General features: G+C 63.1%; 27 protein-coding genes and 3 tRNA genes. 9 read left to right on the top strand and 21 right to left on the bottom strand.

The window, feature by feature from the left end; all coding sequences use genetic code 11:
* Positions 1-33: 33 nt before the first annotated feature.
* Positions 34-999: an HAAS signaling domain-containing protein gene (locus tag ACE03M_RS01560; RefSeq protein ID WP_485932370.1), complete on the bottom strand. Its 966-nt coding sequence runs from the start codon at positions 997-999 to the stop codon at positions 34-36.
* Positions 996-1,343 carry a PadR family transcriptional regulator gene (locus ACE03M_RS01555; RefSeq protein WP_096145910.1) on the bottom strand — a complete coding sequence of 116 codons (348 nt, stop codon included), beginning with the start codon at positions 1,341-1,343 and terminating at the stop codon, positions 996-998. Before ACE03M_RS01555 ends, ACE03M_RS01560 begins: the two co-directional genes overlap by 4 nt.
* A 212-nt stretch (positions 1,344-1,555) precedes the next feature.
* Here ACE03M_RS01555 and ACE03M_RS01550 point away from each other — a divergent pair, with 212 nt between their 5' ends.
* On the top strand, positions 1,556-1,999 hold the full coding sequence (locus tag ACE03M_RS01550; protein ID WP_395950019.1) for an acyl-CoA thioesterase: 444 nt from the start codon (positions 1,556-1,558) through the stop codon (positions 1,997-1,999).
* On the opposite strand, the gene ACE03M_RS01545 is transcribed toward ACE03M_RS01550, so the two are convergent.
* Together ACE03M_RS01545 and ACE03M_RS01540 are read right to left on the bottom strand one after the other, a co-directional pair.
* Positions 1,996-3,372 (bottom strand): APC family permease, encoded by a 1,377-nt coding sequence (locus tag ACE03M_RS01545; protein WP_135447681.1) that lies wholly within the window; start codon positions 3,370-3,372, stop codon positions 1,996-1,998. The genes ACE03M_RS01550 and ACE03M_RS01545 overlap by 4 nt on opposite strands.
* 14 nt (positions 3,373-3,386) lie before the next feature.
* Positions 3,387-5,060, bottom strand: a complete 1,674-nt coding sequence (locus ACE03M_RS01540; protein WP_485932366.1) for an amidohydrolase — start codon at positions 5,058-5,060, stop codon at positions 3,387-3,389.
* 107 nt (positions 5,061-5,167) lie between these two features.
* On the opposite strand from ACE03M_RS01540, the gene ACE03M_RS01535 reads away from it, so the two are divergent.
* Positions 5,168-5,800: a TetR/AcrR family transcriptional regulator C-terminal domain-containing protein gene (locus tag ACE03M_RS01535; protein ID WP_485932365.1), complete on the top strand. Its 633-nt coding sequence runs from the start codon at positions 5,168-5,170 to the stop codon at positions 5,798-5,800.
* Positions 5,801-5,842: 42 nt separating this feature from the next.
* Complete coding sequence (locus ACE03M_RS01530) at positions 5,843-6,031, top strand: ASCH domain-containing protein (protein ID WP_485932609.1); 189 nt, start codon at positions 5,843-5,845, stop codon at positions 6,029-6,031.
* An 82-nt stretch (positions 6,032-6,113) separates the two neighbouring features.
* Here the strand turns inward: ACE03M_RS01530 and ACE03M_RS01525 are convergent, their stop codons facing one another.
* On the bottom strand, positions 6,114-7,457 hold the full coding sequence (locus tag ACE03M_RS01525; RefSeq protein ID WP_143922373.1) for an APC family permease: 1,344 nt from the start codon (positions 7,455-7,457) through the stop codon (positions 6,114-6,116).
* 84 nt (positions 7,458-7,541) lie between these two features.
* Positions 7,542-8,426, bottom strand: coding sequence for a carbon-nitrogen hydrolase family protein (locus ACE03M_RS01520; RefSeq protein ID WP_485932362.1), 885 nt, complete (start codon positions 8,424-8,426; stop codon positions 7,542-7,544).
* 71 nt (positions 8,427-8,497) lie between these two features.
* Between ACE03M_RS01520 and ACE03M_RS01515 the strand changes: the two genes are divergently transcribed.
* From ACE03M_RS01515 to ACE03M_RS01505, 3 genes are read left to right on the top strand one after another with little or no spacing between them, the layout of a single operon-like run.
* A complete protein-coding gene (locus ACE03M_RS01515) occupies positions 8,498-9,256 on the top strand; it encodes a FadR/GntR family transcriptional regulator (protein ID WP_485932360.1) in 759 nt (252 codons plus the stop codon).
* Between the two features lie 22 nt (positions 9,257-9,278).
* Positions 9,279-9,908: a maleylpyruvate isomerase family mycothiol-dependent enzyme gene (locus ACE03M_RS01510; protein ID WP_485932358.1), complete on the top strand. Its 630-nt coding sequence runs from the start codon at positions 9,279-9,281 to the stop codon at positions 9,906-9,908.
* A gap of 17 nt (positions 9,909-9,925) precedes the next feature.
* Positions 9,926-10,201, top strand: coding sequence for a hypothetical protein (locus ACE03M_RS01505; protein WP_485932356.1), 276 nt, complete (start codon positions 9,926-9,928; stop codon positions 10,199-10,201).
* On the opposite strand, the gene ACE03M_RS01500 is transcribed toward ACE03M_RS01505, so the two are convergent.
* The 9 genes from ACE03M_RS01500 to ACE03M_RS01460 form a co-directional block, all read right to left on the bottom strand.
* Entirely contained in the window at positions 10,179-10,487 is a 309-nt protein-coding gene (locus ACE03M_RS01500; protein ID WP_143922377.1) for a hypothetical protein, read from the bottom strand. The two genes, ACE03M_RS01505 and ACE03M_RS01500, sit on opposite strands and share 23 nt — an antisense overlap.
* The gene (locus tag ACE03M_RS01495; RefSeq protein ID WP_143922378.1) at positions 10,484-10,948 is read right to left on the bottom strand and encodes a GNAT family N-acetyltransferase; all 465 of its coding nucleotides are present in this window, start codon (positions 10,946-10,948) and stop codon (positions 10,484-10,486) included. Before ACE03M_RS01495 ends, ACE03M_RS01500 begins: the two co-directional genes overlap by 4 nt.
* 133 nt (positions 10,949-11,081) lie before the next feature.
* Positions 11,082-11,163, bottom strand: a tRNA-Leu gene (locus tag ACE03M_RS01490).
* Between the two features lie 67 nt (positions 11,164-11,230).
* Positions 11,231-11,704: a thioredoxin-dependent thiol peroxidase gene (gene bcp, locus ACE03M_RS01485; RefSeq protein ID WP_143922379.1), complete on the bottom strand. Its 474-nt coding sequence runs from the start codon at positions 11,702-11,704 to the stop codon at positions 11,231-11,233.
* A gap of 106 nt (positions 11,705-11,810) precedes the next feature.
* The gene (locus ACE03M_RS01480; RefSeq protein WP_485932354.1) at positions 11,811-13,556 is read right to left on the bottom strand and encodes an acetyl/propionyl/methylcrotonyl-CoA carboxylase subunit alpha; all 1,746 of its coding nucleotides are present in this window, start codon (positions 13,554-13,556) and stop codon (positions 11,811-11,813) included.
* Positions 13,557-13,559: 3 nt separating this feature from the next.
* Positions 13,560-15,257: a 5-oxoprolinase subunit B/C family protein gene (locus ACE03M_RS01475; RefSeq protein ID WP_485932352.1), complete on the bottom strand. Its 1,698-nt coding sequence runs from the start codon at positions 15,255-15,257 to the stop codon at positions 13,560-13,562.
* Entirely contained in the window at positions 15,254-16,078 is an 825-nt protein-coding gene (locus ACE03M_RS01470; RefSeq protein WP_485932350.1) for a putative hydro-lyase, read from the bottom strand. The genes ACE03M_RS01475 and ACE03M_RS01470 overlap by 4 nt, the downstream gene beginning before the upstream one ends.
* Positions 16,075-16,875 (bottom strand): LamB/YcsF family protein, encoded by an 801-nt coding sequence (locus ACE03M_RS01465; protein WP_485932348.1) that lies wholly within the window; start codon positions 16,873-16,875, stop codon positions 16,075-16,077. Before ACE03M_RS01465 ends, ACE03M_RS01470 begins: the two co-directional genes overlap by 4 nt.
* A gap of 2 nt (positions 16,876-16,877) precedes the next feature.
* On the bottom strand, positions 16,878-18,158 hold the full coding sequence (locus ACE03M_RS01460; RefSeq protein WP_143922384.1) for an NRAMP family divalent metal transporter: 1,281 nt from the start codon (positions 18,156-18,158) through the stop codon (positions 16,878-16,880).
* 203 nt (positions 18,159-18,361) lie between these two features.
* Here ACE03M_RS01460 and ACE03M_RS01455 point away from each other — a divergent pair, with 203 nt between their 5' ends.
* Entirely contained in the window at positions 18,362-19,000 is a 639-nt protein-coding gene (locus ACE03M_RS01455) for a GntR family transcriptional regulator (protein WP_143922385.1), read from the top strand.
* Positions 19,001-19,467: 467 nt separating this feature from the next.
* Here ACE03M_RS01455 and ACE03M_RS01450 read toward each other — a convergent pair.
* The 6 genes from ACE03M_RS01450 to ACE03M_RS01425 all read right to left on the bottom strand — a co-directional run bounded on the left by ACE03M_RS01450 (position 19,468) and on the right by ACE03M_RS01425 (position 24,512).
* A tRNA-Lys gene (locus ACE03M_RS01450) sits at positions 19,468-19,543 on the bottom strand.
* Between the two features lie 110 nt (positions 19,544-19,653).
* Complete coding sequence (locus ACE03M_RS01445; RefSeq protein WP_235345867.1) at positions 19,654-19,974, bottom strand: GroES family chaperonin; 321 nt, start codon at positions 19,972-19,974, stop codon at positions 19,654-19,656.
* Positions 19,967-20,257: a DUF3618 domain-containing protein gene (locus tag ACE03M_RS01440; RefSeq protein ID WP_143922387.1), complete on the bottom strand. Its 291-nt coding sequence runs from the start codon at positions 20,255-20,257 to the stop codon at positions 19,967-19,969. Before ACE03M_RS01440 ends, ACE03M_RS01445 begins: the two co-directional genes overlap by 8 nt.
* Before the next feature lie 93 nt (positions 20,258-20,350).
* Positions 20,351-21,076, bottom strand: a complete 726-nt coding sequence (locus ACE03M_RS01435; protein ID WP_485932345.1) for an ASCH domain-containing protein — start codon at positions 21,074-21,076, stop codon at positions 20,351-20,353.
* Positions 21,077-21,130: 54 nt separating this feature from the next.
* Positions 21,131-22,717 carry a hypothetical protein gene (locus ACE03M_RS01430; RefSeq protein WP_485932343.1) on the bottom strand — a complete coding sequence of 529 codons (1,587 nt, stop codon included), beginning with the start codon at positions 22,715-22,717 and terminating at the stop codon, positions 21,131-21,133.
* Positions 22,718-22,826: 109 nt separating this feature from the next.
* A complete protein-coding gene (locus tag ACE03M_RS01425; RefSeq protein ID WP_485932341.1) occupies positions 22,827-24,512 on the bottom strand; it encodes a hypothetical protein in 1,686 nt (561 codons plus the stop codon).
* 224 nt (positions 24,513-24,736) lie between these two features.
* Here ACE03M_RS01425 and ACE03M_RS01420 point away from each other — a divergent pair.
* Together ACE03M_RS01420 and ACE03M_RS01415 are read left to right on the top strand one after the other, a co-directional pair.
* Positions 24,737-24,809: transfer RNA gene (locus ACE03M_RS01420), tRNA-His, on the top strand.
* 192 nt (positions 24,810-25,001) lie between these two features.
* Positions 25,002-25,430: an organic hydroperoxide resistance protein gene (locus ACE03M_RS01415; protein WP_485932339.1), complete on the top strand. Its 429-nt coding sequence runs from the start codon at positions 25,002-25,004 to the stop codon at positions 25,428-25,430.
* Positions 25,431-25,458 lie beyond the last annotated feature (28 nt).

Raw genomic sequence — 25,458 nt, 5'->3', positions numbered from 1 at the left:
CCCCCCCCCCCCCCCCCCCACCAGGCTACGCGGTCAGCGGTTCGCTCGGTGGGCGCGCCACGTGCTGATCTGATCCCAGATGACGATCGCCCAGATTGCGATCACTGTGATGATCTGCTGCACCTCGGCGCCCGAAGCGGATGTGAGATCCGGGTGCAGCACCTGCTGCGTCAGCAGGGCGATCGTGAGGAGGACTGCCATCGCGACGTCGAGGATCGCTCCGATGAGAAGCACGGCCGGTTTTGCTGATGAGCGAACCAGCTTCACCACCTCGACGATGGCCATGAGCGCGAGGAATCCCCAATATCCGAGGAACCATCCGAATCCCAGTTCCGGGTTGATGAATGGCTCGTCATTGTTGAGATGGCCGACGTAGAACAAGGAGGTGGGCACGAGCGGAAGGAGGGCCAGAAGGACGATGAAGACCAGGTTCAGGACCGACTCGGCGCGGATCTGCTTCGCCTTCGCATCCGTTGCGCGCAGCTGATCGACTGACCAGCCCTTCTTCACGCCGGCGATCCTCTCTGCCGCACCTGCGCTCATATCCCTGTCGCCGAGGGCGAAGAGGATCGTGATTGCGGCGAAGGCCGTGAGCAGCGCGACAATCGTATTGCCGACGAGCTGACCGATGAGCGCCCCGATCTGGACCTCATCGTTGGTGGCGATGAACGCGATTGAGTTCGTCACGGCCGCGGCCACGGCGACGAGCGGAAGCACCCAGCGTATCGCCCAGAGGAAGACCGGGTAGGACTTCGGCCCGATGAGATGCTGTGGCGAGTTCGTGTACTCCCGGGAGAGTCGGGCAGGATCGCCGAGTTCTTCGAGTACCTCGCGCTCGGCAGCAGCGGTCTGCTCGTCTGCAGGATCTTCCAGACCGCCGAGGCGATCTTCGATCATATCGTCGATTGTGGCCTTGATCTCTGCCGCGATGTCACCTCGGGAGTCTTCCGGGAGATGGCCGACCACATTGTCGACGTAGATTGTGGTGAGCGTACTCATGGTGTTCCTTCTTTCCAGAGTTTCGTGATGCTGGTGTTGAGTTCCAGCCATTGCGAGTGGAGTGCTGCCGCGACTTCGGCTCCGCTGGTGGTGACGCTGTAGTACTTGCGTGGACGCGCCTGTTCGGTGTTCCACTCGGCACTGAGCAGCCCTTGTTTCTCAAGTCTTCGCAGTAGGGGGTAGAGAGTGTTGGCTTCTGTGGCGATGCCGGCTTCGGTGAGAGTCGTCAGCAGCGAGTACCCGTACTGCGGCTGACGGCAGGCAACGAGACTGGCGAAGACGACGGTGCCTCGTCTCAACTCTTGTTCGTGTGTCGCCAGTGCCTGTTCTTCATCCTCGTTCATGTTTCACACAATAGTGTGCGTTACACACTATTGCAACAGGCAGTACATAGTGTGAGGCCAAAGTTCGGTGAAGAGGTGAGGTGAAGCGCGAGAATCTGCAGGAGCCTCGTGGTGAAACCAGCTCGAAATGTTTGCGCTCTGCCCGAAATCCAGGCGAAATGTCCCTGGGCTAGCCTGTGCTCAAGAGCGAGACCACTGCGATAGGGATGGCGATGAGCGAATCGGCAATGACCTCGGTGAATACGACTCATCGAGTCGACGGAATGAACTTCTATACACGCAAGTGGGTTCGCCCGGAGGACCTCAATGCGAACGGCTCGCTCTTCGGAGGAAGCCTGCTGAAATGGATCGACGAGGAAGCTGCGATCTACGCGATCATTCAGCTCGGCAGCCACAGCGTGGTCACGAAGCTCATCTCCGAGATCAACTTCGTAGCTTCGGCTCGCCAAGGGGATCTCATCGAGATGGGCCTCGTCGCAACTCGTTTCGGCAGCACGTCACTGACGATGCGAGCTCAGGTGCGCAATATGATCACGCGCAAGTCCATTCTGAGCATCGACAGAATCGTCTTCGTCAGCGTAGGGGAGACGGGGCAGCCAGACCCTCACGGCTATTCATCGATCACCTATGAGCGCGATCGCATGCCCGTCCTCTAGTCGGCCAGATCCAGCGTCGGAGTCGGACGGCGGAAGCCGCGAGTGACGAAGGCGAGGTAGCCGATGCCGAGGGCCAGCCAGATCGCCCCGATGAGCAGCGTTCTCGGTGACAGGCTCGTCCACAGCCACAGGGTGAGGCAGAAGCCGATGCCGGGCAGCACGATGTAGTTGGCGATCGCGCTCGATCCGCGACGCTTCCCATCGATGACGAAGTGTTTGATGACCGAGAGGTTGACAGCCGAGAACGCGATGAGTGCGCCGAAGCTGACCATCTCGGAGATGAATCCGAGGTCGGCCGCCAGCGCGAACAGCGACACGACTCCGACCGCGAGTGTTGCGAAGATCGGGGTGTGGAAGCGTGGTGAGAGACGTCCGAAGAGCCGATTGGGCAGAACACCGTCGCGGCCCATCGCGAAGAGGATGCGCGAGACCGAGGCCTGAGAAGTCAGCGCGGAACCGCAGGCGCCGGCGACGTAGGCGGCAGTGAAGAAGGTCGTGAGGAACTCACCGCCTGCTGCACTCATGACGTCGAGAGCGCCCGACTCGACGTCGGCGAAGTCATTCGACGGGTAGACGAGTTGAGCGAGGAATGAGAGCGCGATATAGATCAGACCGCCTGTGACAGTGGCGATGACAATGGCACGAGGCACGCTGCGCTTGGCGTCCTTGGCCTCCTCTGACAGAGTCGAGACCGCATCGAAGCCGAGGAACGACAGGCACAGGATTGCGGCACCTGCCATGACGTTGCCGAAGCCGGGCGCACTGCCGTCGCCGGTGAAGGGTGCCGAGAGGTCAACCGTGCCCGAGCCCGACATCGACGCGATGCCGAGCGCCGCGAAGGTGACGATGAAGATCGCCTGGGCGGCAATGATGACGATGTTCGCACGGGCGACAGAGACGATGCCGATGACATTGAGAACAGTGACCAGGACTATCGCGGTGAGTACGAAGGCCCAGGCGGGGATCATGGGGAAGGCCGCGGACAGATAGATGCCGATGACGAGGTAGTTGATCATCGGCAGGAAGAGGTAGTCCAGCAGGAGCGCCCAGCCGGCAACGAATCCGATGCCCGCCCCGAAGCTATTCTGCGTGTACGTGTAGGCGGACCCGGAAAATGGGAGCTCGTGAGCCATCTTTGCGTATGACCTGGCGGTGAAGACCATCGCGAGGAGAGTGATCACGTACGCCAGCGGCACCCTGCCGCCGCTGACCTGAGTGACGATGCCATAGGTCGTGAAGACGGTCAGAGGCACCATGTAGACGAGGCCGAAGAGCACCAGAGAGGGAACCCCGAGCGCTCGACGGAGTTGTCCTTCGCCACCGTGAGATTCCTCGCCTCTGTGGGCCGTGTTGGCGTCGTGTGAGCGGGACATGGTGGTCCTTTCTCTCAGATCGATGAATGCACGGCAACGCCGCCGAGGTAGGTGGTGCGAACAGCTGTCACCGCGAGTTCCTGCGGTGACAGATGCCGGGGGTCGTGGTCGAATCTGATGAGATCGGCGCTCGCCCCGGGGCGGATCTCGCCCCAGACCACGGGGCAGGTATCGGCGAAGGCCTGGTACGCGACTGCGGTCGAATAGGTGTCGAGAGCGCGGTCGATGTCGACGATCTCCTCCGGTGTCCAACCCCCGGCAGGTTCGCCCGCATCGTTCTGACGGCTCGTGCCGATCGCCAGCCCCTCGACGGGTGTGCCCGAGGTGCACGGCCAGTCTGAGCCGAAGGAGAGACGCCCGCCAAGCTCGAGGATGCTGCGCATCCGATACTGATTCGAGGCCCGAGACTCGCCGAGGCGGGGCACAGTGAGCACGGTCATGAGGTCATCGAGCTGTGCCCACAACGGCTGCATGTTCGCGATGACCCCAATTTCGGCGAAGCGGGAGAGGTCCGCCGAATCGACGAGCTGGGCATGGGCGATGACCGGCCGGCGGTCGCGTGGTCCGTTGGCCGCGATGGCGGACTCGATGGCATCAAGCGCCTGGCGCACAGCAGCGTCGCCGATGGCATGGATGTGGACCTGGAAGCCGGCGGCGTCGACGGCACGAACCGCCTCGGCCAGTGTCTCTCCTTCCCAGACCCGGAGGCCGTGATTGTGCAGAGACGAACAATAGGGTTCGAGCAGCGACCCGGTCTCATTCTCGACGACGCCATCGGCGAAGAACTTCACAGTGTGCGCGCTCAACAGCGGGTCGCCGTGCTCCTCAACGCGCCTCCTGGCCTCGACCATGGCAGGCAGTTGCGCGGAGAAGTGGCGTGGGTCCGCATAGAGAGCGAGGTTGAACCGAAGCGTGAGTCGACCAAGCGTCGAGGCTGCGATGTAGGTCTCGATATCGGCCGGTTCGACCCAGGCATCCTGTACCCATGTGACCCCTCGTTCGAGGTAGTAGTCTGCTGCTCGCTCGAGCGCGCGCAGCCGGACGGCTTCGTCCAGCGGCGGACGCACTGCGTCGACGAGATCGACGGCACCCCATTCCCGCAGTGTTCCCAGGGGCGAGCCGTCTCCTCGGCGGGGGATCTCGCCCAGTTCAGGTTCGGGAGTCTCCGCGGTGATGCCTGCGAGTTCGAGGGCCCGGGAATTGCACCAGACCGTGTGATAGTCCCAGGCACGCAGCACCACGGGTCGGTCCGCGACTGCCTCGTCGAGCCAACGCGCGTCGAAAAGTCCACCGTCGACAAGGCTGCCGTCATAGGAGGCGCCGGTGATCCACTCGATTTCGGGATGGGCCTGGGCAAAGCGGCGCACCTCGGCCACGATCTCATCGACGCTGGAACACGTTCGCACCTGCGGTCCCTCCGCCTCGAGTCCTCCGAAGATGGGATGGGCGTGACCATCGCCGAAGGACGGCATGAGGAAACCGCCGTCGAGGTCGACCTGGTCGAGGGTGTCGTCGGAGTCAGATGCGGTGTCGAGAGCGGCCAAATGCCGGTCCACATCGGCAGAACCCACAGCTGCGACGACTCCGTCGTGGACGAGGAGAGCATCCGCGGTGTCGACTCCTGCGCCTCGCCAGATGGTGCCGTTGTGGAAGTGCGTCGATGCCAATTCGGCCGTCCTCTGTCTCACTGCGTGTCGTCCCTGACCCCGTAGTTTCGTACGAACACTGTTCGTTATTGTGACTGAGAACACGATACACTTCGTGTGGAATCAGGGGAAGGGGGGATGAGGTCGATATGAGGCTCAACAGAGACCGGCTCGTCGATGCTGCGCTTGACCTCGTTGACGTGGAAGGGTCCGAGGCCCTGTCGATGCGCATCCTCGCGGCACGAGTCGACCGCCAGGTGTCTTCCCTGTACAACCACGTGTCCGGGCGCAGTGAGCTCATTGAACTCATGCGGGCTCGAATCGTCGCCGAGATCGACGTGGCTGCGTTTGCCCGAGTCGGCCTAGTCGAACGTTCGGAATGCTGGGACCAGGCGCTCGAATCCTGGGCCCGGTCGTACCTGCGTGCCTTCGCCGCGCATCCGAATCTCATCCGATTGCTTGCGACGACGTCGATCGGCGACCTCTCGACCTACCAGATGTACGACGCTGTGGTCGCGGGTCTGCGCCGAGGCGGATGGCCCAGGTCGCGGACGGTGGCGGTCATGCGCACCGTCGAAGCTCACGTCCTCGGCTCTGCCCTCGATATCATCGCCCCTGCCGACCTCATTTCCCAGGACTCAGCCGACGAACGGTTCTCCGAGATTCGTGCCGCCCTCGATCCACTCTGCGCCGACACCTCGTCGGCGACGGCCGCGTTCGAACTGGGTCTGCGTGCGCTCGTCGATGGACTGCGACTGCAGTTGGAGGCGGGTGCCGCGTGACACGCTTCGCACTCGAGAAGTTCTGGTCGGCCGCACGGGAGGCTGTCCCTGCTCGCCTTTTCGGCAGTCGATGCCGCCCATGCCCATTCAGAGGGCGAGGGGGACCGCACGCTTAAGGAGTGGCGAGTGGACCACGAACAGTTCTGGCGGTGCTACGGGCAGAGCAACCGTGCTTTCTCTTCTGACATGCCGGTGGTGTGCGAGCGATTTGAGTTGGTCTTCGCAGTCTGATGGCCGACGATGCTCACGGGCCGCAGGGCATACGCTCGAGCCGGTCACGGGGAGGGGCGAGTCCAGCCCGACACTGTCCCGATCACCCCGCCTCCACCTCGTCGACGGCCAGCTCGGACGGCTGAGTCCGAAAGCCCCTGGTCGTGATGGCGAGGATCACGGCACCGATGACAAGCCAGAGCGACCCAAGCGTGATGGCGTGGACATCGAGCTGAGTGACGAGGAAGCCGATGACGAGCACTCCCACGATCGGACCGGCCAGATAGAGCAGAACCCCATGATGGCGACCGGCGCGACGTTCCTTGGCCCAGAAGACGATGACCGAGACGTTGACCATGATGAATGCGAGGAAAGCGCCGAAGTTGATGAACGACGTCGAAGTCGCGACGTTCATGACGATCGCGATCAGCCCGATCACGGCAATTGCCAGCAGCGAGAGCACAGGAGTGTGGAAGCGCGGGCTGAGCTTGCCGAAGAAGCGCGACGGCAGGACTCCGTCACGGCCCATCGCATAGAGCAGACGGCTGCCCGCCGCCTGAGCCGCGATGCCCGAGGTGAACTGAGCGATCACGAGAGCGGCAAGGAAGATGGCACCGAAGAGGTGACCGCCGATCCTGCGCGCGATCTCGAATGCCGCGGCGTCGGAGTTCTCGAATACTCCACCGGGGTGGACCAGCTGCACAGCGTAGGCGACGACGACGAAGATGCCGCCGCCGATGATCGCGATGAGCATGATCGCCTTCGGAACGGTGCGCCGGGGGTCGATTGTCTCTTCGGTGAATGTGGTCACTGCATCGAAGCCGAGGAACGAATACGCGGCGATCGCGGCACCTGCGCCGATCGCAACGAGGCTTGAATTGACGCCGGTGAACGGGGTGGCGCTGAAGAGACCGCTCGCGCCATGAGTGCCGAAGACGTCGGCCAGAGACAGGACGACGAAGAAGGCGATGATGAGGATCTGGAATGACATGAGGATGAGATTGACGCGATCGGCGACCTTGATCCCTACGATGTTGAGCGCGGTGGTGAGGATGATGAATCCGATGATCCACACGGCCATCGGCACCCCGGGGAACTGTGCCTGCAGGTAAGAACCGCCGATGAGCCAGATGACCATCGGCAGGAACAGGTAGTCAAGCATGGTCGCCCAGCCGACGAGGAACCCGACTCGCCCATCGATGGTCTTCCGCACGTAGGTGTATGCGGACCCAGCGACCGGAAAGGCAGCAGCCATGCGCCCATAGCTGTTGGCAGTGAAGAGCATCGCGATGAGCGCCAGCAGATAGGCGCTGGCACTTGCGCCCCCGGTTTCGGAGGCTATGACGCCGAAGATCCCCAGGACGATCAGCGGCGTGAGATAGGCGAGGCCGAAGATGACGAGCGAGGGCAGCTTGAGCGTCCGTTTGAGTGTGACAGTGTCTGACATGATTACTCCATTGTTCTCAGTGGTGACATAGGGCCGCCGAGGTGGTGCGACGGTGAGTTGGGATCGCTGCGGTCGGCGTTCGGCTCAGTCGTGCCCGCGATAGCGGGGGGACCATTGCTCGGGGTCGATCCGTCCGCCGTAGAGCGGCAGTGGGATCGGTGCGTCTTCTGGGGTGAACTGCGACCAGATTCGATTGGTCCCAGCAGTGCCCTGAGCTCGCACGCGTTGGATCTGGCCGGAGTCCACCCGAACGACAAGGGTGTCCTCACCGGCACCCGCCTCGGCGAGGACCTGCCCTTCGGGGCCGACGGCAATGCTGTGGCCACGGCCGACTGGTTCGGCGCAGTTGACGCTGAGCATGTAGACCTGATTGACGATCGCATTGGCTCGGGCGAGGACGAGCTCCTGTTCACGATCTTGGCTGGTCGTCTTGACGATGTTGATGATCGCATCTGCACCCATCCACGCGAGGTGCCGGGAGTGTTCGGGGAACCAGGCGTCATAGCAGTTCGACAGACCGAGCACACCGTGGCCGTCGATCGGGGCGACGACGAATTCCGTTCCGGGGAGGTGAGGCTCAAATGGCCGCCACGGGAACATCTTGCGATAGCTGGCGGCCAGCGTCCCGTCGGGGGAGAAGAGGAGCTGGGTGTTGTGCTGCGCGTCCGTGCTGGTCGACTCGCCGATGCTTCCCGGGCACAGCCAGATGCCGAAGGCTGCGGCGACGTCGCCGATCCTCGCCACAAAGGGGTCATCGAGGGGCATTGCCATCAGTGACAGCGCGGCCGGCTGTTCATCATTCGGCAGGTGGTCGACACCCTGGAGGTGGAGCTCGGGATAGACGAGCATGTCGATCTCAGGATGCCGTGCAAGCGTGCGTTCGACGTCTGCGTGCAGCCTGGCCAGCGCATTCGGGCCGTGGAGCGGAGCGCGCTGAGCAAGTCCGACGCTCAGTTCTCTCTGAGGCACCGGCAGCTCCCTTGCTCGAGATAAGTGTTCATTTTGAACACTATAAACTTGTGGGCCGATAGACTCAACACATGGCGGGAAAAAATTCGCGTGCCTCGAACCGGGAGGCCCATGAGGTCGACCAGGCCCTGTTCACGGCTCCGGGATCTGCGGCGGTCACACGGCTCTCAGCCGTCGACACTGTCCGAGCTCGAGTTCTGCTTTCGATCGAGCATGCGCTGCTGGCGCCGGGAAGCAAGCTACCCCGCACAGAGCTCATCGCAGGGGGCCTGGAAGTCAGTCACATCACCGCACGCCGTGCCTTGGAGAGTCTGGTCGACGATGGAGTCCTGGTGCGCCGTCGAGGGCGCGGGGGCGGCACCTTCGTCGCCGACGATCCGCCGGCGCTCAATGACTCCTCGGTCACGGCCTATCGGGCTGACGAGCAATCGATTCTCCGGCTCATCGATCAGCGCAGCCTGATGGAGAGTGCGATCGTCGCTGCAGCCGCACAGCGAGCGACGGCGGCGCAGTGCGATGAACTCGACGACCTCATTCGGCAGTCGAAGAGCGCCGCCGATTGGCACGAGCACCACATCCCCGACACTCGCTTCCACCGCCTGTGCGCCGAGATCAGCGGCCTTCCGGAAGTGTCGACTTATCTCGCCTGCTATGAGGCGCTGACCAGGTACTTCGTTCCCTATCCGCAGGAACAGCTCAATGAGGGCCGCGACCATCATGCCCGTCTCGTTGCCGCCTTTCGCGCCCACGATCCGATGGCGGCCGTCGATATCGCACGCATTCACGTGGATGCTCTGCGTCGAGAGATGTTCGTCGGCCTCGGCCACTGACCATGAATGTGAGGTACCTGCTGTGAGGGAATCAGAATATTGGACGCACATCCACGCCGAACGCGCTCGCCTCGTGAGTCTCCTTGACGGTCTCGCCGCAGACCAGTGGCAGGCGCAGTCGCTGTGTTCCGATTGGAGCGTCGAACAGGTGGTTGCTCATCTCAGTGCCGCTGCGAAGACCGGCAGGTGGGCATGGATTCGCAGCATCGTCGCCGCCGGATTCAATCCGGCCAAGCACAATGCTCGCCTGCTGTCGCGTTACCGGGGCCGCAACTCTGAAGAGACTCTCGCGATCTTCCGCGACTCGACCACGCTCACAGTTGCTCCGACAAGGGACTATCCGGCCTTCCTCGGCGAGGTGATCGTCCACGGCCAGGACATCGCTGAGCCGCGAGGGCTGTCTCTTGTCCCTGATCGGGCGGCGCTTCTGGAGGTCGCTCGCTACTTCGCGCAGAAAGACTTCGCGGTCAACAGCAGAACACTTGTCACTGGTCTGTCGCTCGAGGCCGAGGATGCCGACTTCGAAAGTGGCAGCGGGCCATTAGTCACTGGGAATCTTCTCGAACTGGTGATGACCATGGCGGGACGCCCCACCTTCGCCGTGTCGCTGCGTGGAGAAGGCGCCGAGGAGCTGCGCCATCGCTTGAGTTGAGCGCCCAGGGACGGCGCATGGCTATGAACTCCTTCGGCACCGCCTCCTCGGTGATGCGACCGGTGCGCAGGTTGATCGGAACATTGCCGATGATCGTGACTACGAGCGCGATGCTGAGGCTGATGGCCGCGAAGACAAGTGCGAGGGTGAATGCCGTAGAGGAGCGTGACCAAGAAGGGCCCACTGTCATCCTCGATCGCCTCGGTGACTACACAGAGTCAGCGGAACGTGTGGGGAGAATCGACCTCGAGACCGTCGATGAGGTTCAAATCACACAGCAGGGAGGAAGGTGATCGGGAAAAGTTCAGTTCTTGCGATGACACGATCGCGCTCAGCTGCCTGCTGCTGTCGCCGAGGGTCATTCAGGTAGGAGTCAAGGGCGTCCGGTGAAGCGAAGCGGTAGAACTGCACTTCATCGGGGTGTCCGTCCTTTCCGTCGCTTTTGGCGCGGTCGACGACTTCTCCGCCGTGTTCGGTGAGAAGCGCGAGCACCCCATCTTCATAGGCGCTGAGCGAGGCACCGCACCCCTCGTGAGCCCACAGCAGGCAGCAGAGTAGAATTTCCGTCTCAGCGCTCATGTGTCCGTCGGCTTCGCGTCGTAGGTGAGCCAGTTGGTCTTCGTCGCCACCTTGTCATAGAGGACCTGAGCCTGAGCATTGTCGTCGGCAGTGATCCAGCGGACGACCGAACGACCCTCGTCCGCTGCGATCTCCTGGAGACGGGTGATGAGTGCACGTCCGGATCCTGTTCCGCGGGCCTCGGGATCGGTGAAGAGGTCATCGAGCCAGAGACCGACCGTGCCGGTCGACGGACGCGAGAATCTCCGAAAGTCCGCGATTGCCACGATACGGCCATCCGCCTCGGCGACCAGGCCTTGGCATTCGTGTGCTGTATCCATGAGCCAGCCCCACACCCGAGAGACGATGTCCTCGGATTCCGGCAGGTGATAGAACTCGCGGTAGCCGCGGAAGAGCTCACGCCAGCGAGTCTCATCTGGTGATTCAACAGGGCGAACCGAAGTGGTCGAGGAATCTGCCATGACTGTCCGTACCTTTCCTCTTAGTTCTGCGGGTGATATGGGAGCGCTGCAAGGCGACATGTACTGCAAGAGTATGTGAAAAAGCCTCTGGCCGGGAGGACATTTCCCGAACCAGAGGCCGTTTTCCATTGTGTACGCGAGGGGGGACTTGAACCCCCACGTCCGCAGACACTGGAACCTAAATCCAGCGCGTCTACCAATTCCGCCACTCGCGCGCGACGTCCTCAAGATTAGCAGGACGAGCCCACGTTGTTGAAACGGTCGTGCGCAATGCTGAAACGATCAGGCGGCGTCGATGCCCAAGGCCTTGCGCACACGTGCAACGTGGCCGGTGGCCTTGACGTTGTACTGGGCCAGTTCCACAGCACCCTCGGCATCGATGACGAGCGTCGAGCGGATGACGCCCTGGACGACCTTGCCGTAGTTCTTCTTCTCCCCGAATGCGCCCCATTCTTCCATCATGGACTTGTCAGGGTCGGAGAGTAGGTCGAAGTTCAGCCCCTCCTTCTCCGCGAACTTCTTCAGCTTCTCCGGCTTGTCAGGGGAGATGCCCAACACGACGAGGCCGGCAGCGGACAGCGCCGAGAGCGAATCTCGGAAGTCGCAGGCCTCGGTCGTGCAGCCGGGAGTCATGGCAGCAGGGTAGAAGTAGACGACAACCCGCTGTCCCTTGAATTCGCTGAGGGTCACAGACTTCCCGTCCTGATTGGCCAGGGTGAAATCCGGTGCAGTGTCGCCGACTGACAGACGTGGCATAGTGTCTCCTCTTCTCGTTCGGAACTTCTCCGAAATTCTCAGTTCACAGACCACTCTAGTCCGAGACCAGGACACAGATCAGCCTCACCCGATGCGAGCGATGACCTCACCCGATGCGAGCGATGACCTCACCGACAGCCACCATGTCGCCGACCTTCGCCACCTGCTCCAGGGCACCTGCCGCCGGAGCCTGAACTCGGGTCTCCATCTTCATCGCCGACAGCACAGCGACATCGTCGCCCTCGGCCACCTCGGCGCCGTCGTCGACGAGATAGTCGACGAGGTTGCCGGGCACAGGTGCGCTCACGGCCCCCGTCTCCGCAGCGTCAGCCTCAGATCCGTCCGAACCGATACCACCGGCAGAACCGTTGCCGGCGCCACCGGCGGTGCCCAGTCCAGCCAGCAGCGCAGTCGGCAGTCCGAGCCGGGTGAGTCTGCCGTCGATCTCGATGTCCATGCGCTGCAGCGATGACTCGGGAATCGGTGCCGGCCGGTCCTGGGCCGTCATGCGGGGGAGGAGTTCGGATTCGATCCACTGGGTGTGGATGCCCAGCTCGGCTCCGGTGAACGCCGGATCCGTGAGAATCTCAAGCGAGCAGGGAAGCACCGTGGCAGGCCCTTCCACGTGCAGTTCCTTGGCGGCAGTGACCGTGCGCGCGATCGCAGAATCACGGTCGGGTCCGTGGACGATGAGCTTGGCGAACAGGGAGTCGAAGGCTGGCTGTACGCTGTCACCGGCCCGCACACCAGCGTCCCAGCGCACTCCGGGACCACCCGGGGCGGTCAGGGTATCGATGCGACCCGGTGTGGGCAGGAAGCCGCGGCCCGGATCCTCGGCGTTGATGCGCAGCTCGATGGCATGCCCGCGGGGCTCGGGAGTCGCAGAAAGGGACAGTCCATCCCCGAAGGCGATGCGGAACTGTTCGGCGACGAGATCAACCCCGGAGACTGCCTCGGTCACGGGATGTTCGACCTGCAGGCGGGTGTTGACCTCGAGGAAGGTCATCGTGGAATCGGCGGCGAGCAGGAACTCGACGGTGCCGGCACCCCTGTAGTTCACCTCGGCGCAGATGGCCTCGGCCGAACGGTGCAGGCGCTCGCGCTGATCAGCGCTGAGCCCGGGGGCGGGTGCTTCCTCGATGAGCTTCTGGTTGCGGCGCTGGGCAGAGCAGTCGCGGTCGCCGACGGCTACGACGCGTCCCTGGCCGTCCCCGACGATCTGAACCTCGACGTGGCGGGGGCGTTCGAGGAACTTCTCAACGAAGCACTCGGAGCGTCCGAAGGCCTCCACGGCCTCACGGGTGGCCGATTCGAAGGCGTCGGCGACCTCGGCGAGTTCGTGGACGATCTTCATTCCGCGCCCACCCCCGCCATGGGCTGCCTTGATGATGATCGGCAGTCCGTGTTCGGCGGCGAAGGCCTCAACCTCGCCGGCGTCCTTGAGCGGCCGGTCGATGCCAGGGGCCAGCGGAGCGCCGACCTGCTGGGCCAGTTGACGGGCGGTGACCTTGTCACCGAGCGCGGTGATCGTGTCCGCGGTCGGGCCGATCCAGATGAGGCCCGCGTCCTCGACCGCAGCAGCGAATTCGGCGTTCTCGGACAGGAATCCGTACCCGGGATGAACGGCATCGGCCCCTGACTTCTTGGCCGCGGCGATGATCGCGTCGATGTTGAGGTAGGTCTCGGCCGCGCTGGACCCCGGCAGGGAGTAAGCCTCATCGGCCAGCTGGGTGTGCATGGCCTCAAGGTCCTGGTCGGCGTAGACGGCGACCGATGTGTGGCCGAAGTGAGAGCAGGCGCGGATGACGCGGACGGCGATTTCGCCGCGGTTGGCAATGAGGATCGTCGGCATGATTCAGTGTCCGTTCTCCGGTGAATGATCGGTGTGGTCTGTGGTGATGGCATCGGCAGTCACCGGGTAGGCGTCGGTGACGAAGCGGATCTTGACCCCGGGAGACAGCTGCGCAGCCAGGTCAGTGTCATCGACGCTGGCGATGATCGGATAGCCGCCGGTCAGCGGGTGGTCGGGGCCGAAGAGCACAGGCTGTCCGTTGGGCGGGACCTGCAGTGCCCCGGTGACGGCACCCTCGCTGGGCAGCTCACCGGTGCGGGAGCGTTCGAGCGGGACAACGCCTGAGAGTCTGAGCCCGACGCGATCGGATTCGTGGGTGACCGTCCATTCCTGGCCCAGCAGAGTCTCGACTCCCGCCGAGGTGAACCAATCATCGCGCGGTCCCAAGGTCACCGACATCTCGATGGTCTCTCCCGGTGCGGGCAGATGCCGCTCGTGGCCCGAGCCACGGACCGGATCGACGAGGTGCGGTGCCGAGTTCGGTCGACCGAGGGCAACGGTGGAGTCCGGTTCCAGGTGTGCCGGACCGAGATGGGCCAGGGTATCGGCCGAGGCGCTGCCCAGTGCGGTCTCCGTCTCGATCCCGCCCCGGAAGGCGACATAGGCCCGGGTCCCGCGCTCGGTCGTGCCGAGTTCGAGTTCGTCCCCGTTGACCAGTGAGAAGGCCTCGCCGAGGTGGTGCTGGAACACGGCACCGTCGGCAGATGTCACGGTGATCGCGGCATACGCCCCGGTCACAGCGGCCACACCGGCACCGGTGATGGCCAGCTTCGCCCCTCCGCCGAAACTCTCCAGCCCGGCTGTGGTCTCGGCATTGCCGACTAGGCGGTTGGCGGCTTGCAGCGCCGAACGGTCGGCGGCTCCGGCGCTTGAGACGCCCATAGCGGCGAATCCGGGCCGTCCGAGGTCCTGGATGAGCAGCTGAAGTCCGGGACGAATGACTGTGAAGGCATGCGCCGATGCGACTCTGTCCGACTGTGACGATGACTTCGGCTGCGGCGATGACTTCGGCTGCGCAGGCGCACCCTTCAGCGACGACGAGGAATCCGCGCTTGCCTCAGATACCGTGACCGATTCCCGCTTCGCCTCCCGGAAGGTCACGATGGTCCCGGGGACGAACAGGGCCGGCGGTTCGCGATCGAGGTCCCAGAGTCTGGCGTCGGTGCGCCCGATGAGCTGCCAGCCGCCGGGGGAGGCACGAGGGTAGACGCCGGTGAATTCCCCGGCAAGGGCCACAGCTCCGACGGGCACACGGGTGCGCGGTGAGGACCGGCGGGGAACGGTGAAGATCGGATCGTCGCCGGCCAGGTAGCCGAATCCGGGGGCGAAACCGGAGAACGCGACCTGCCAGCTTGCGCGCTGATGCCGGGTGATGACCTCGGCGGTCGACAGCGACAGAAGATCGGCCACCTCGGTGAGGTCCTCACCGTCGTAGTGGACGTCGATCGTGACCTCACGGGGCTCGGCAGAGTCCGTTCCTGTGTGCTCGAGACTGCGGATCCGGTCGGCAAGCACCGGGGCCGAGGTGCGGGCCGGGTTGAAGCGGATGAGCACGGTTCGCGCGGCGGGGACCAGCTCGTCGACGCCGTCGAGCTCGGCTGCCTCCAGCGCTTGGTGCAGGTGCATCGTCGAGGCCAGGTTCGGGCATTCGACGAGGAGATGGCAGTGAGAGGCGGTGTGGAAGTCGAGGTTGTCGATCATTGGCGGTAGTTGCCTTCCGGCGCATCGGTGATGAACATCCGGCCCGGGGAGTGCGTGATCGCGAACGGTGGGGCCGAGGCTTGGATGGCAAGCTGGGGTGTGACTCCGCACGCCCAGAAAACAGGGATGTCGCCATCCTGAATTGCCGGGGCATCGCCGAAGTCGGGGGAGTGGAGGTTCGTGATGCCGATCTGTTCGGGTTCTCCGATGTGGACGGGGCCGCCGTGGACGGAGGGGAAGCGGTCGGTGATGCGCACCGCCTCGGCGACCTGATGGGCAGGGATGGGGCGCATGGACACGACCATGTTGCCGTGGATCCGACTGGCGGGCTGACAGGCGATCGAGGTGGAGTACATGGGGACGTTGCGGTCGGCATCCTGGTGTCGGATCGGGATGCCCGCGTCCAGCAGCCCGGTCTCGAAGGTGAAGCTGCACCCGATGAGGAAGGACACGAGGTCGGGATGCTGGGACCAGGCAGCACTGGCGTCGTCGACCTCGTCGACGAGCGACCCGTTGTCCCAGAGTCTGTAGCCGGGAATGTCTGTGCGCAGATCACTGCCCGGGGCCAGGGCTGATTCGACCTGCCCAGGCTCGAGGACATCGATGACCGGGCACGGTTTCGGATTGCGCTGGGCGAAGAGCAGCATGTCGAAGGCCCAATCGGCCGGAACCGCGATGAGGTTGGCCTGAACCAGACCAGGAGCCAGACCCGAAGTCGGTTCGGTGGACCCGGCCCGGATGCGCTCGCGAGCCTGCGCTCCAGCCGATTTCTGCGATCGAGCCGATCTGTGTGCTCCGCCGGTATGTGGTGCGCTGCTCATCGACCGGCACCGGCGAACGCAGCGATCGTCACACCCGAGGATTCGAGGAGCTCTCGTGCGGCGCGGGCCATGTCGATCGAACCCTGGCTGTCGCCGTGGAAGCAGATCGACTGGGCGTCGACATCGACGAGGCTGCCGTCGATGGCTTCGACCTGTCCGGTCTGGACGAGCCTGAGCACGCGTGCGGCCACGGCTTGCGGGTCATGCAGCACTGCATTGGGTTCGGTGCGCGAAACCAGGGAGCCATCGGGGTTGTAGGAGCGATCGGCGAAGGCCTCGGCCGCCACATTCAGCCCAGCCTCGGCGGCTACGCGATTGGCCACGCTGCCGGCCAGACCCAGGAACACGAGGCGCTCATCGACGGCCTTGACCGCATCGACGACGACCTTGGCCTGCGCCTCGTCGCGGACGATGGCGTTGTAGAGGCCGCCATGGGGTTTGACGTAGGCGACCGAGCCGCCGACGGCTGCGGTCAGGCCCAGGAGGGCACCGATCTGGTACTCGACCTGCGCCTGCAGGGTCGCTGCCGGAACGTCGAGGGGACGACGACCGAATCCCTCGTAATCGTCATAGCCGGGATGGGCGCCGATGACGACCCCGCCCGTCGTCGCCGCTGCCAGGGTCGCCCGGATGCCCTCGGGGCTGCCGGCGTGGAACCCGCACGAGACGTTGGCGCTGGAGACCAGGTCCAGCATCGCGGTATCGTCGCTGACGACGCGGTCGGGAACGTTCTCCCCGAGGTCCGAATTGAGGTCGATGCTCACCGTGCTGGTGGCGTTCTTATCTGTGGCGGTCATTGTCACCCTCCGATTCCGATCATTGCGAAGATGGGGCCGACTGATCCGACGGCCGTGTACCACATCACCAGTGTTGCCGCGGTGCCGATGATCAGCAACCACCTGGGGTACTTGTCGACTCGCAGCAGGCGTGGCCTGAACCAGCCGATGTACATGAAGATCGTCAGGCCGATCGGCAGGATGAGTCCGTTGAATCCGCCGACGAAGACGAGCAGGGTCGCCGGTGCTGTACCGACGATGAGGTAGATGATGAGGGAGACGGTGATGAACGCGACCGTGGCCAGCTGCAGCGGCCATCCCTTGCCGAGGCGTTTGGAGAACGCGGACAGGAAGGTCGCTGAGGTGTAGGCCGCGCCGATCACCGAGCTCAGTGCCGCTGCCCAGAAGATGGCGCCGAAGATGCGCATTCCGGCATCGCCGAGGACTGCGGCGAAGGCCTGACCGGCAGGGTTGGCGACCTGACCGCTGAGGTCGAGGGCGACTCCCGAGGCGACGACGCCGAGGATGGCCAGAAACAGGATGTAGCGCATGACACCTGTGACGAGGATGCCTGTCAGCGCCGAGCGCATCACGGAGGGAGCATGCTCCGGTCCGGTCTTGCCCGAGTCGAGATAGCGGTGGGCTCCCGAGTAGGTGATGTAACCGCCGACAGTTCCTCCCACGATGGTCGTGATGGTGGCGAAGTTGATCGTGTCGGGCAGGACGCTCTGCTTGATCGCTTCACCGACCGGTGGGTTGGAGGCGATCGCGACGATGACGGTGAGGATGATCATTCCGATTCCGAGGACCATGACGACGGTGTCGACGACCTTGCCTGCGCGTTTGAATAGGAAGATGCCGATGGCCAGCACGCCGGTGAGCAGGCCGCCGAGCTTCGGGTCGATGCCGAGGAGGGCGTTGAGTCCGAGACCGCCGCCGGCGATGTTGCCGATGTTGAAGGCCAGACCGCCGATGACGATGAGGATCGACAGGAGGATGCCCGTGCCCGGGATGGCGCTGGAGGCGAGTTGAGCCGCACGTTTGCCCGAGGACGTGATCATGCGCCAGACATTGAGCTGGATGGCGATGTCGATGAGGATCGAGATGAAGATGGCGAAGGCGAAGGCCGCACCCATCTGGGCGGTGAAGGTCGCCGTCTGCGTGATGAATCCCGGGCCGATCGCCGAGGTGGCCATGAGGAAGATCGCGCCGAGGATCGCGCTGCGGCTGACCTTGACCGAGGATTTCGCTGTCCGGTCCTCAGGCGCATGGTTATGCGGCGTCTGTTCTTGTGGCTGTGACATGGGGTCTCCAAGTTGCCTGGAATGTGGTCCGCTTCCCGATGCGATAGAGAGCCAGCCACGGTGGTGGTCCGCATCACTATCGAAGAAGCGTTAGACAATCTAGCATGGATTGTTCAACAAGAATAGATCTGAGTCACATTTCAGTTCTGGAATTGTCCTCATGATTCTGGGCTATTTGTTGCCCCGATCACTAGGATGGAACTGTGAATCACGAATCGTCCCTGGTCAATCAGCTCACCGACCGACTCATCGCCGGCGAGCTTCGCCCCGGTGCCCGTTTGTCCGAAGCTGCCTTGGCAAAGGAGTTCGATGTCTCCCGGAACACGCTGCGCGAAGCCTTCCGTGTATTGGGGGAGCAGGGGCTGGTCAATCACATCCCCCATCGTGGGGTCTCGGTGGCCTCGCCGAACACTTCGGACGTCATTGATATCTACCGGGTGCGGCGGCACATCGAGTGCTCTGTGCTCGAGAACGCTCCGAAGAACCACCCGGGCGCCGAGGAGATGCGCCGGGCCGTCGAGGCTGCGCACACGGCCGCGGCCGCCGATGATTGGCTGCGGGTGGGGACGCTGAATATGTCCTTCCACAATGCCGTGGTCTCACTGTCGGACAGCTCGCGCCTGATGCGCTCATTCGGGAACGTGCTGGCCGAGCTGCGCCTGGCCTTCCTCAAGGTCGAGGTCCTCGACTTCCTTCATGCGCCGTTCGTCGAACGCAACCAAGAGGTCCTTGATGCCTACCTCAATGAGAGCCCGAGGGGGGCGGCCGCGAAACTCGGTGCCTACCTCGGTGACTCCGAACGTCAGGTCCTCGGCGCATATGCGCGCGCCGGCCAGGACTGAGCACGCTGATCTCAGCACAGGGCCCGTTGAAGCCCGACTGATAGACTGAGAACGACGTGTTTGTGCAGATTGCATACGCCCATGTCGGCCCTGAGCCTGCATGTCTAACGGCAGATCAGACAGTGGTCGATCTGCGAGGAGTGCGCAATGAAGTATGCACCATATCTCTGTCCCGACTGCTACGGCCGTCTCATCGACACAGCCGCTGCAGCGGAGCCCGGTGACGGAGCCAACTTGAACCCCATGCTTGAGTGTGCAGACGGCTGCGGCGTCTCGGAGAATGCGCTCAAGCCGTATAGAACTCGAATGAATGGCAGGACCCGAACAGCAGGCAGGTCACCGGTCCGACCTACAGCTAAGGCGTCGGCTCGACGCCAGCGCTAGCGGCCACCCTCGGGCAGCTGCTTGCCATAGGAGACAAACAGGAAACCGCCGTTCGGATGATCCGAACGGCGGTTTCCTTGCTGTGGTGCACCCCCCGGGACTTGAACCCGGAACCCACTGATTAAGAGTCAGTTGCTCTACCAATTGAGCTAGAGGTGCGAGCTGCGCTTGCCGCGCAACGAGAATTAATATTACTCAGGTTGCCAGGGTTCTTGCAAACTGAGAACCACTCATTTGAGGTTTTGTGAGGTAGCTCGCATACCTGCAGGTCAGAGGTACATCCCGGATCTCGATTGTTCCGGTGGCTCCGAGATCGCGTGGACGTCGCGCTCACGCAGGAGCACATACGCGCTCCCCTCGAGCTCCACCTCGGCGAGTTCCTCAGGGTCATAGAGGACGGTATCGCCGAGGTTGGCCTGCCTCACGTGGGGGCCGGCCGCGACGACCTTTCCCCACACGAGACGCTTCCCCATGCTTGCGGTTGCCGGGATCACGATTCCGGCCGAGGATTTGCGCTCGCCGGCCTCCTCGCCCGGATCCAGCAGGATCCGGTCATGCAGCATCCGGATCGGCAGAGAGGCTTCAGCCACGCTTGCTGCGGCCGGAGAGGCCAACGATCAGTGCGGCCACGCCGAGGACGGCGCCGACGCCGAGGGCAACAGCTTCGGGCTTGACCGAGCCGCTCTCTTCATCGACGACGCCGGACTTCGCCTTATTGGCGGCGCGAGTCGCAAGGACCTTGGGGTGGACACGGCCCACAAGTTCATCGATGTTGTCCGCGATGCGCTCTTCGCGCAGGCGAATCGATTCCGCCAGCTGGCTGGGTGACGCTGAGTCGACGGTCACATCTGAGGTGTAGACATTGTCAGTCATCGGGGCAGGTCCTCCGGGTCGAGAATACAAACATGCACGTGACGGGGTGCCACGGTGCCTCGTGTCAAGCTTAACCGCTTGATTCTCTCGGTGTCAGATATTGACTGCGGAGAGCTGAAAAGTCACGACATCGACGTCCGCGTCCTCAGGCATGGTCGGGTAGTGATCGCGCAGATTTGCCACATATCCTTCGATGCTCGACCCAGCTTGCAACTGCAGAATCTGCGGTGTCAGCTCGCTCAATCGATGGGTATTCACAGAGGTGATGTCAACGGGCACGGGCGCGTGCTCGGTGTGTTCGAAGTAGGCCAAGGCAGGGCCTGGCGAGTGGGATTCCTTCCACCGCACGGTCAGGTTCTTCCTCCCCGAGGTGGCCGCCTCGTAATAGCGAGTGTGGAACCTCAGGAGGCGTTGGGGGGCCGAATCCGGCGGACGGTAGTAGTGGGGGAGGAGCGCGGAGATCGGAGCAGTCGTGGCAGACCCGGCAGACCCCGATCTGGGGACTGCGACGAGTGCGTCGGGGTGCAGGTCGAGAATGACCTGACGGCAGCGTCCGCAGGGGGATAGGAGGCCCCGGCCGCCATCTCCGGCGGCTGCGATCGTCACCAGCGGACCTGCTCCGGCGGCCGCCGCATTGCCGATGGCGACGAGCTCAGCGCAGGGCCCACCGGTGAAGTGGTGGACATTGACGCCGGTGTGGATGCGACCATGAGTGTCCATGACGGCGGCTGCCACCGTGTGATTCTCATCGGCACCGAGTGTGGCTGCCAGAGATTCGGCGACGGCGATCACCTGGAGTTCTGAGTCGTAGAGGTCCATGCTGTGATCTTAGAACAGCATGAACCACTGAGGTGGGCTCAGTTCTGAGGCGGCTCAGTTCTGTTTCTTGCGTCGGCCGACGATCCAGATGATGAATCCGACGGCGGCCATACCTGAGGCTGCGAGGATGAAGATCGGCCACGAACTTGCTATCGTCGACGCAATCGACTCACCGAACGAGGTCGATGGTGGTTTGTCGCTGCGAGGCTTTGGAGTTTCGCCTCCGGTGATGAGGTCCTTGTCATCATCCGGTACGGGAGTGTCGGGGTTCTGTGGGACGGGATCCGAGTAGTCCGGAGGCGGGGAGTCGCCGTTTCCAGGCATCCAATCGTCGCCGACGTCTCCGGGAATCTCATCGCGTGTGTCCGATGAGCCGTTGCCGGTCGCAGGGTCTGGGGTGGAGTCATCGCCGACTGGCCCGCCATCGCTATCGCTGGAGGTTCCGTCCTTGTCTGCGGAGCCTTTGTCGTCCTTGCCGCCATCCTGGTCCGAGCTGCCTTGGCTATCGGAGCTGCCGGAATCGGAGCCGTCGGATATCGATGAGGAGTTGGAATCAGAATCCTGGCTGGACGAATCGGCGTCCGACGAGGTGTCGGATCCCTCGGAATCAGCGTTTGCGGACTCTGAGGAATCGGAGTCAGAGGAGGTGTCCGAGGACGACTCGTTCTCCGAATCCGATGAGGTGTTGGAGTCCGAGTTGTCGCCGGCGGAGGAGTCGACGTCTGTGCCGTCGGTGCCCGACTCCGAATCGGTGGAGGCACTCAGGTCTGCGTCGTTGGATGAGTCCTTCGCACCACTGTCGGTGCTGTCAGCATCGTTGGAGCTGTTGGAACTCGCTTCGCTTTCAGCCTCGTCGCTTGGCGGCGGGTAAGGCTCACCATCTTCGACGGTGATGGTTTCTCCGTCTGAGACGAATGTCCATTCGGGGTTCGGCGGATCGTCGAACTCCGTGAATACCATCCGTTCGCCTGTTTCGGCGTCGAGAACGTAACCGTCCTCATCGAACGAATACTTCGCCGGTGCATTCTCCGTTGCCTCGGGCACGGAGTTTCCACTGTCGTCGGTGGCGCTGTCGGGCTCGCTCCCATCTGCCGCAGAATCGGAGTCATTGGCAGAGTTCGAAGAGTTCTGGGTTGGCCAGCGTTTGGCTTCGTCTTCTTCTGCCGGGCCGGCGAATTCCTTACCCTCCCAGCTTCTGGGCATGCCGGAGACCTGCATAGTCCGCGCGGACTGGTTCCATGTCGAGCCAATCGGGTCTTCGACCTCACACGGGGCGCTGGTGTCGCCGCCATCGCTGGGTGTGTCGCAGGCGGGGTCGTCTTCGGGTGCCTCGGTGTCGTTGTCCGCTTCGGCCTCGGAGCCTGTCCCTTCGTCTCCAGCGGTGTCGTCGGCCTCGGAGCTTCCAGAATCGGAATCGGCCGTGACGGAATCGATCGCCTCGCCTGGATCCGAAGCTATAGCACCTTCAGGGGATCCGTCAGGATCGGAAGTTGTGTTCCCAGAGCTCGATGAGCTGGTCTGGCCGGAGTCCGTGAAACTCGCATTTGCAGGAGCGATGGTGCCTGTGATCGGCAGGAGTATCAGGGCAAGAGCAGTGCCGAGGGCGGCCGCCGCGCGGCTGAGCTCGTGTGTAGCTGGCACTGTGTTCCTTCGCGGTGGGGGCTCCGGCATCAAACATACAAGGGGACATGACAGACAGGCACGTCGCTGTCCATCCTAATGGCTACGTCCAGGGTGAGAAAGTCAGAGTCTATTTCTCGCTCGTTTCGGACGGCTTATCAAAAGCGCGAATCGTCGAATCGGCGCCGTCGACGATGGCAGTTCCGCCGTCGTTGGTCAGTGCCAGCAGGTTGGTGTCTGTGCGGTAGGCGTGCTTGCCCGCCAGCAGGCAGGAATCGTCGTTGTCGACGGTGCAGGGGACGATCGTGCCCCGTGGTTCAGATAGGTGGATGTCCTTGCTGGAGGTGTCCATGAGCAGCAGCCCGGATTCCAGATCGAAGAGGTACGGGCCGATGTATGCCCGCTTTCCACCCTGCCCGCGTACCCATGACATCTCACCGACGATGTCGGTAGTGGTGGTCACAGTCGACAGGATGGACCCGTCCTCCAGGGAGTGGACGACGAGTTGGATGCGGTGGCCGGAGTTCGTCGAAGCCCCCTGCTCACCCCACAGGGTGACCGCTTTGCCGTGGCCCGCGGAGACCCATTTGATGATCTGGAGCCCATCGGCGGGAGCTTCGAGCTTGATGGAACGTTCGTCACCGGACTTGATGTCCTTCGCCTTGACGGGACCGTTCCAGTCGGAGCTGAAGAGCTCGTCGTTCTCTATCGCCATGGGCGTCGACCCTGATGCGGGAGTCGGGACGTTCTCGAGCCCATCAGCGCCGAACGTCGACAGTCGGTTGCCGGACTTGACGAGGACGCTTTTGCCGGCCGATGTGATGCGAGCATTCTCCGGCAGCTGGTAGGTCTTGGGCTTGTCCTCACCGTCGATGAGCGCCTCGGCAGTATTGCCGGCCTGCCACAGCAGGGCGGGCTTGCCGTCGATCATCGTGTCGACGGCGAACGTCGGGGCTTCGCTGGTCTTTCCCGAGTAGCGGGTCTTTCCTGTGCTGGAGTCGAGCACCTCGAGGTTGCCCTCGTCAACGACGAGCACACCACGATCCGAGGCTGTCACCGAGGCGTCCTGAGGGATCTTCGTCTCCCACTTCGGTGAGTTGTCGAACCCGGGGACGACGTCTTCGGTCTTGTCGACCGAGAGTTCGGAAGCCGGATTGATCTGCTTTTCGGATTCGATCGTCTGCGGCGAGTCCTGGGAACTGGTCGGGACGATGTTCGGGATGACGAAAGCCCCGATCATCAGGATCACGATGCCGATGAGCACGAGGCCGGGCACGGTGATCTTCTTCAGACGTTGGGGTCGGCTCTGCGAAGACCTTCTGTGCTGTGGTGCATGCTTGCGCACCCGGGTGCGCTTGACCGTCGGAGCACTGGGGGCAGCCGGTCCAGAGAATGGGGTGCCCAGGGGGTAGTCGTCCCCGCTTCCCGCCTCGGTGTCGGTGTTCGGCTGTTGCTGATGTGCTGTCTGTTCCTCAGCAGAGGTGGTGTCCATCGCGGAGGTGGTCGCGGCCTCATCTGCCGATGTGTCCCCGTTTGCGACCGCAGATGCCGCCGAGGAAGAAGACTCCTGAGGGGGCTCGGTGGGAGGTGCCGGGGATGCTGAAGCGGCGGGGGCGATCTTGCCGGTCTCGTCGAGGAGGACGTCGACTTCCTGCTTGCCATCGTCGATGGTCACAGGCACTTGGGTCGCTGTCTCCCTGGCATAGTCGCCAAGGTAGGTCATGGCCTGTCCGGTGTCGGAGTAGCGACTCGTCGCCCCGTTGAGGGTGAGATAGGTGAACCCGTCCTGAGAGACGGAGATCAGCGCACGAGCCATGTACAGGGTTCCTTGAATAAGATTGAGGGTGGGACCGTGACAATACTATTGAATACGATCGGGTGCTCCTACCGTTTTTCCGAAACCGTTATACATCGCTACTGAATCGTTGCACGTCAGGAGATCTGTGTCTCATTGTGCACCATATCGGCTGTGAGTTTGCCCGGGTGCCTGAGTGAGGTTAGGATATATCTTGCTGTCTGCGCCAAGGTGCAGCGCATGCGGTGGGTATAGCTCAGCTGGTAGAGCGCCGCGTTGTGGTCGCGGATGTCGCGGGTTCAAGTCCCGTTACTCACCCCGAGCAGATAAGCCCCGGAGTCCGAGAGAAATCACGGATACCGGGGCTTTTCTCATCCCTGGTCCTCTTTCAGCCGATCGCAGGGCCGCCCCCTGGACTTCCATCGGTGAAGTGACAATACTCGGTCTCAGGTACCTTCTTCGTGAAGGACCCGATCTGTGAATCATGATTCGACGAACAGGAGACGGTTGATGAATACCCCAGAGAGCATTGTCTACACCGCAAAGGCCGAGATTACCGGAGGCCGGGATGGTCACGGCGCTACCGATGACAAGGCAGTCGACGTCGACCTGCGCACCCCCAAGGAGATGGGCGGACCCGGTGGAGGAGCGAATCCGGAACAGCTCTTCGCTGTCGGATACGGAGCCTGCTTCCAGGGTGCGATGGGCCTGGCCGGCAAGGAGCTCGGGGTCGACACCTCGAAGTCCGTCGTCAACTCCGAAGTCGGAATCGGCAAGGAGGGGGAGAGCTTCGGTATCAGCGTCAAGCTCACCGTGACCATTCCCGGACTCGACCAGGACACCGCTCAGAAGGTCGTCGATCGTACCCACGAGCTGTGCCCCTACTCGAAGGCCACCCGCGGAAACATTCCAGTCGAGCTCGTCGTCAACGGCTCCTGACCATCAGCTTCTGACCATGTCGGGGGCC

Source organism: Brevibacterium sp. AGC70 (assembly GCF_057334195.1).
The sequence above is the reverse complement of the archived record's forward strand: the minus strand, read 5'-3'. Positions and strand labels throughout refer to the sequence as shown.